The sequence below is a fragment of the Streptomyces sp. NPDC107454 genome (genome assembly GCF_055582885.1).
Window position 1 is genome coordinate 579,020 of record NZ_JBVJPA010000005.1, and the last position, 6,513, is coordinate 585,532.

A 6,513-nucleotide genomic window follows, 5' to 3' on the forward strand; every position below is an offset into this window, starting at 1 on the left:
GTCAACGCCTGTTCTCTGCGAAGGCCTTGGCGTGGGTGAGGGTGGCCCGGCTGTTGGTGGACAGGGCGGTGTGGACGTACTCGCGGGCGTCGGCGACGGTGGCCCCGCAGCCGAGGATGCTCTCGATGTTGTCCGTGTTGAGGGTGACCGTGTGCTGGGAGGTCGCCGCGACGCCCTGGTCGGTGTCCTCGAAGGTCCAGTGACCGGTGTGCAGGGTCATCAGCGCGGGGAGCGTGACCTGCTTGTACGCGATGTGCTGGTGCGGGAAGGTCACCCGGTAGGACTTGGTGGTGTGGACGGAACCGTCCTTGGCCCGGGTGTCCATCTCCAGGGTCTGGAGCCCCACGGTGTCCTCTTCCAGGCGGACCGTCGCCACGTGCGGCAGACGCTCCGACCACAGGTTCGCCTCGTTGATGAAGGCGTACACGTCCTTGGCCGAACCGTCGACGTAGACGGTGTCCTCGAAGGAGAAGGTCACCTCCTCCGCCGCGTGCGCGAACTCGACGTTCTTCTTCAGCGCGGCCAGCTCGGAGCGGCTGTTCTTGTCGACGGCCTCGTCGATCCACAGGAGGTCGTGCGGGTCGTCGCCGACGGCGCGGTAGTCGTGCAGCAGCCGGACCCGGGACTCGTTCTCGCCGAGCGGCTCGATGATCCAGGTGCCGCCCATCGCGGCGACCGGCGGGGCGGTCACCTCCTGGCGGAAGGTGATGCGCAGGGCCTCGGGGTCCAGTTCGCGGCGCGAGGTCCAGTTCTTGGCCTCGCCGTTGGCGGTGGCCCAGATCCGTATCCGCTCCTGGGAGCCGTCGTGCTCCACGCGGTCCACGTGGATGGTGGGCGGGAAGATCCGGGGCCAGTTGGTGACCTCCGCCAGCAGCCGGTACACGGCCGGTGCGGGCGCGGCGATCGTGATCTCGTGCTCTACCTCACGGGTCGTCATGACGCTTTCTTCTCCATGGCTGGGTACGGGCTGCCGGTCGGTGGGGGTGCTCAGAAGTTGCCGAGTCCGCCGCAGACGTTGATGGCCTGCGCGGTGACCGAGGCGGCCGTGTCGGAGGCGAGGTAGGCGACCATGCCGGCGACCTCCTCGGGGGTGGAGTAGCGGCCGAGCGGGATCTTGGCCTGGAACTTCTCGAGGATGGCGTCCTCGGAGGTGTCGTAGGCGGCCGCGTATCCGGCGCGCACGCGCTGGGCCATCGGCGTCTCGACATAGCCGGGGCAGACGGCGTTCACGGTGATGCCGGTGGGGGCCAGCTCATTGCCGAGGGCCTTGGTGAAACCGACCACGCCGTGCTTCGAGGCGGAGTAGGGGGCTCCCAGAACCACGCCCTGCTTGCCGGCCGTGGAGGCGATGTTGATGATGCGGCCACGGCTCTTGTGGCGCATGCCGCCGGTGTTGAGCACCGCCCGCGTCAGCCGGAACACGCTGTTGAGGTTGGTGTCGATGACATCGGTCCACAGCTCGTCCTCGATGTCGGCGGTGACGCCGCCACCGGACCGGCCTGCGTTGTTGACCAGGACGTCGACGGTGCCGAAGCGGTCGACCGCGGCCTGCACGAAGGCGCCGACCGAGGCGGGGTCACGGACGTCGAGGACCGTGCCGTCGGCGTCGATGCCCTCCTCCTGGAGGATCTTGACGGTCTCGGCGACGTTGTCCGCGCTGCGGGCGCCGATGAACACGCGGTGGCCGGCCGCGGCCAGCGCCCGCGCGGACGCGAGGCCGATGCCGCTGGTGGCCCCCGATATGAGAGCGACCCGCTTTTCCAGCGTTGACATGTGCTTCCTCTCCCTCTTGTTCTGCGGGGCTGCGCTTGCTTCTGCGGGGCTGCGGCGGAGCCGGACCGGACGAGGTCACCAGGTCACGAGGTCACGAGGTCAGGTGAAAGGTTTCGCCCGGTCCGGGAACGCCGTCGGGCGTCAGGCGGCGGCGGGCTCGTCGGCGCCGAACTGCTGGTTCACGGCCTCGATGAGGGCGCGCGGGGTGTCGGCGTCGGTCAGCAGGTCCTCGTCGAGGACGATCCCGTACTCGCGCTCGATGCGGCTGCCGGTCTCCAGGAGCGCCAGCGACTCGTAGCCGAGGACTTCGAACGGCTCGTCGAGGATGTCGCCGTCGAGGTCGACGCCCTCGTCGACACCGGCGCCCTCCTGGAGGATGCGGCGCAGGTCGTCCAGGGTGAATTCCGAAGTGGACACGTGGGTTCCTTCCCAGGTCGAAATGGATCGTTCAGTCGGGGGTCTTGGGGGCGTCGGGGGCAGGGGGTGCCCGTCAGTCGACGGCGCGGACCACGACGGCCGAGTTGAAGCCGCCGTAACCGCGGGCCAGGACCAGGGCCGTGCGCACCTGGGCGGTGCGCGACTGGTTGAGGACCAGGTCGAGGCCGTACTCCTCGTCGGGGTTGATGTGGACCGTCGGAGGGATGAGTCCCTCCTCGATGGTCAGCAGCGCGGTGGCGACATCCAGCGGAGCCGCACCGGAGTACAGCCGGCCCGTCATCGTCTTGGGCGCGGTGACCGGGACACCCCGGACCCCGAAGACCGCCGAGATCGCGTCCGCCTCGATACGGTCCAGCTCCGGCACGCCCGCCGCGTCCGCGAAGACCACGTCGATGTCCCCGGGTGCGGTGCCCGCGTCGGCGAGGGCGAGTTCGATCGCCTTGCGCAGGGCGGGCTCGCGGTCGCTGCCGGGCCGCGGGTCGAACGTCGAGCCGTAGCCCGCGATCTCGCCGTAGATCTTGGCGCCGCGCTCGCACGCCGACTCGGCCGACTCCATGATCAGGATGGCGCCGCCCTCGCCCGGTACGTAACCGGCCGCGTCGGCGTCGAAGGGCAGGTAGGCACGGGTCGGCTCGTCGCTGGTGCTCAGCCGGTCGCCGGCCATCTGCGCCACCCAGCCCCAGGGGCAGATCGACGCGTCGACGCCCCCGGAGACGATCATCGGGGTGCCCTTGCGGATGAGCCGCCGGCCGTGCGCCACCGCGTCGAGACCGCCGGCCTCGTCACTGACGATGACACCGCTGGGGCCCTTGAGCCCGTTGCGGATGGATATCTGGCCGCTGTTGACGGCGTAGAACCAGGCGAAGGACTGGTACGCGGACACGTACTGGCTGCCCTGGCTCCACAGCTTCTCCAGCTCGCCCTGTCCGAACTCGAAGCCGCCCGAGGAACTGGCCGTGACGACGCCCATGTCGTACTCGCGCAGTTCCTTGGGGTCGATGCCCGCGTCCTCGAGCGCCCACTCGGCGGCGACCAGCGCCATCCGGGTCATGTGGTCGGTCTGCGGCAGCAGCCGGCTCGGCAGCATGTCCGCGGCGACGAAACCGGGCACCTCGCCCGCCAGGGTCGACGGGTAGGAGGACGGGTCGAAGCGGGTGACCCGCCCGATGCCGTTCTTGCCGGTCCGGGTGGCGGCCCAGTAGTCCTGTGTGCCCAGTCCGTTGGGGGCGGCGATGCCCAGACCGGTCACTACCACCGTGGTGGTCATGCCACGCTCCTCTCGGGACGCGCCAGCACCATGGCGCTCTGGAATCCCCCGAAACCGCTGCCGACCGTGAGCACCGCGTCGGTGAGCTGCTCACGGGCGACCAGCGGCACGTAGTCGAGGTCGCACTTGGGGTCGGGGGTGGTGAGGTTGGCCGTGGGCGGCACGACGTGGTTCTCCATCGCCAGCGCGGACGCGGCGATCTCGATGGAGCCGATCGCGCCGAGCGAGTGCCCGACCATCGACTTGATCGAGCTGACCGGGGTCCGGTAGGCGTGGTCGCCCAGGCTCCGCTTGAACGCCTCGGTCTCGTGGCGGTCGTTCTGCTTGGTGCCCGAGCCGTGCGCGTTGATGTAGTCGATCTCGGTCGCGTTCATCCTGGCCTCGTCGAGCGCGACCGTGATGGCCTCGGCCATCTCCGCCCCGTCCGGACGCAGACCCGTCATGTGGTACGCGTTCGAGCGCGTCGCATAGCCCGCGATCTCGGCGTAGATGTGCGCGCCGCGCCGCTTGGCGCTCTCCAGCTCCTCCAGGACGAACACGGCGGCACCCTCCCCGAGGACGAACCCGTTGCGGGTCCCGTCGAAGGGGCGCGAGGCGCGCTCGGGTACGTCGTCCCGGGGCGTCGTCGCCTTGATCGCGTCGAAGCACGCCATCGTGATCGGCGAGATCGGGGCGTCGGACGAACCCGTGATCATGACGTCCGCCGAGCCCTCGCGGAGCAGCTCCACGGCGTGTCCGACCGAGTCGATGCCGGACGTACAGCCGGTGGAGACGACCGTGTTGGGGCCCTGCGCGCCCACGGCCCACGCGACCTCGGCCGCGAAGGAGCTGGGGACCAGGTAGTTGTACAGGTGCGGGGCCGTGTAGGCGTGGTCGACCAGGTGGAGCCGGCCGCCGTCGCTGACGACGTTGTACTCCTCGTCCAGACCCATGGTCGCGCCGACCGCGCTGCCGATGGTGACACCGACGCGGTACGGGTCGTAGGCGTCGATGTCGATACCGCTGTCGGCGACCGCGCCACGGGCCGCGACCACCGCGAACTGCGCGGCGCGGTCCATCCGGCGTATCTCCTGCGGGCGCAGTCCGTGCTCCGCGGGATCGAAGTCGATCTCGGCGGCGACCCGGGAACGGAACGGGCTGGGGTCGAAGAACGTGATGCGGCGGGTGGCCGTACGGCCCTCGCTCAGCAGGTTCCAGAAGTTCTTCGCCCCGACACCACCGGGGGCGAGCACCTCGATACCGGTGATGACAACTCGTCGGCCGGTCACGCGGACGCCTCCCAGTTGTAGAAGCGCGTGGCCATCGCGTCGGCCGGGGAGCGCCAGGTGGCCGGGTCGTACGCCTCGATGAACGGCTTCAGGTCCTCGCTGATCTGTATGAAGCGGGGGTCGTGCCGGGCGTGCTGGATCAGCTCGCCGCCGTTGTCCGCGTCGAAGTCCTGGAGGTGGAAGTACAGACCCCGGTACTGGAAGAGCTGGCGCCGGCGCGTGCCCATGCGGTGCGGCATTTCCGTGTCGTCGAAATCACCGAAAATCTTCGCGACGTCGACGCTCGACCCGGGATCCATCCGAGCCACAATCAGCGTGCTGTACATACGTTTCCCTCTCCTCGGGGCCCACCACACAACAGTTGACGAAAGCTCATATTCAGTATCTTGGGCGGTACGAGCGGTTTCAATATTCCCCGTGTCAGGGAATTGTCAGACCGGTTCAGAATTGCGCTGGAGAATGCCGGGTAATTCAGCTGGTGATTTCGCACATGGCGGCGCCCGAGGCGACGGACGCGCCCACTTCGGCGGTGAGGCTCTTGACGATCCCCGAGCGGTGGGCGCTGAGGGGCTGTTCCATCTTCATGGCCTCCAGGACGACGACGAGGTCGCCCTCCTTGACCTCCTGGCCCTCCTCGACCGCGACCTTGACGATCGTGCCCTGCATCGGCGAGGCGAGCGTGTCGCCGGAGGCGACCGGGCCCGACCTCCTGACCGCGCGGCGCTTCGGCTTGGCGCCCGCCGCGAGGCCGGTGCGGGCCAGGGACATGCCCAGCGAGGAGGGCAGCGAGACCTCCAGACGCTTGCCGCCGACCTCGACGACGACGGACTCGCGGCCCGGCTCGCCCTCCGCCTCCTCCGCCGCCTCGGCGGGGTTGGTGAAGGCCGGGATGCCATTGACGAACTCGGTCTCGATCCAGCGGGTGTGGACCGTGAACGGGTCGGCGTTGCCGGTCAGTTCGGGGGCGAAGGCCAGGTCCTTGACCACCGCGCGGTGGAAGGGCAGCGCGGTGGCCATCCCGCCGATCTCGAACTCCTCGAGGGCGCGGGCGGCACGCTGGAGCGCCTGCTCACGGGTGGCGCCGGTGACGATCAGCTTGGCGAGCAGGGAGTCCCAGGCCGGGCCGATGACACTGCCGCACTGCACACCCGCGTCGAGGCGGACGCCGGGGCCGGAGGGCGGGGCGAACAGCGTCACCGTGCCGGGGGCCGGGAGAAAACCCCGGCCGGGGTCTTCGCCGTTGATGCGGAACTCGAAGGAGTGGCCGCGCAGGACGGGGTCGCCGTAGCCGAGTTCCTCGCCGTCGGCGATGCGGAACATCTCGCGGACGAGGTCGATGCCGGCGACTTCCTCGGTGACGGGGTGCTCGACCTGGAGGCGGGTGTTGACCTCGAGGAAGGAGATCGTGCCGTCCATGCCGACGAGGAACTCCACGGTGCCGGCGCCGACGTAGCCGGCTTCCTTGAGGATCGCCTTGGAGGAGGAGTACAGCTCCGCCACCTGGGCGTCCGACAGGAACGGCGCGGGGGCCTCCTCCACCAGTTTCTGGTGGCGGCGCTGGAGGGAGCAGTCTCGGGTGGAGACGACGACGACGTTGCCGTGGGTGTCGGCCAGGCACTGGGTCTCGACGTGGCGGGGCTTGTCGAGGTAGCGCTCGACGAAGCACTCGCCTCGGCCGAACGCGGCCACCGCTTCACGCACGGCGGACTCGTACAGCTCGGGGACCTCTTCGAGGGTGCGGGCGACCTTCAGGCCGCGTCCGCCGCC

At 69.6% G+C, this 6,513-nt stretch carries 7 protein-coding genes; all 7 read right to left on the minus strand.

Features of this window, described 5'->3' with window-relative positions; genetic code table 11:
• Nucleotide 1: 1 nt before the first annotated feature.
• Entirely contained in the window at nucleotides 2–937 is a 936-nt protein-coding gene (locus tag ACZ69M_RS15580; protein WP_470050143.1) for an aromatase/cyclase, read from the minus strand.
• Between the two features lie 50 nt (nucleotides 938–987).
• On the minus strand, nucleotides 988–1,773 hold the full coding sequence (gene fabG / locus ACZ69M_RS15585; protein WP_470050145.1) for a 3-oxoacyl-ACP reductase FabG: 786 nt from the start codon (nucleotides 1,771–1,773) through the stop codon (nucleotides 988–990).
• Nucleotides 1,774–1,914: 141 nt separating this feature from the next.
• Entirely contained in the window at nucleotides 1,915–2,190 is a 276-nt protein-coding gene (locus ACZ69M_RS15590) for an acyl carrier protein (RefSeq protein WP_054237212.1), read from the minus strand.
• Nucleotides 2,191–2,263: 73 nt separating this feature from the next.
• Nucleotides 2,264–3,478, minus strand: coding sequence for a ketosynthase chain-length factor (locus ACZ69M_RS15595; RefSeq protein WP_470050147.1), 1,215 nt, complete (start codon nucleotides 3,476–3,478; stop codon nucleotides 2,264–2,266).
• Nucleotides 3,475–4,746 (minus strand): beta-ketoacyl-[acyl-carrier-protein] synthase family protein, encoded by a 1,272-nt coding sequence (locus ACZ69M_RS15600; protein ID WP_054237210.1) that lies wholly within the window; start codon nucleotides 4,744–4,746, stop codon nucleotides 3,475–3,477. Before ACZ69M_RS15600 ends, ACZ69M_RS15595 begins: the two co-directional genes overlap by 4 nt.
• Complete coding sequence (locus tag ACZ69M_RS15605; RefSeq protein ID WP_054237209.1) at nucleotides 4,743–5,072, minus strand: TcmI family type II polyketide cyclase; 330 nt, start codon at nucleotides 5,070–5,072, stop codon at nucleotides 4,743–4,745. Before ACZ69M_RS15605 ends, ACZ69M_RS15600 begins: the two co-directional genes overlap by 4 nt.
• 145 nt (nucleotides 5,073–5,217) lie before the next feature.
• The coding region (locus tag ACZ69M_RS15610; RefSeq protein WP_470050149.1) for an ATP-binding protein at nucleotides 5,218–6,513 on the minus strand (1,296 nt) is incomplete at its 5' end.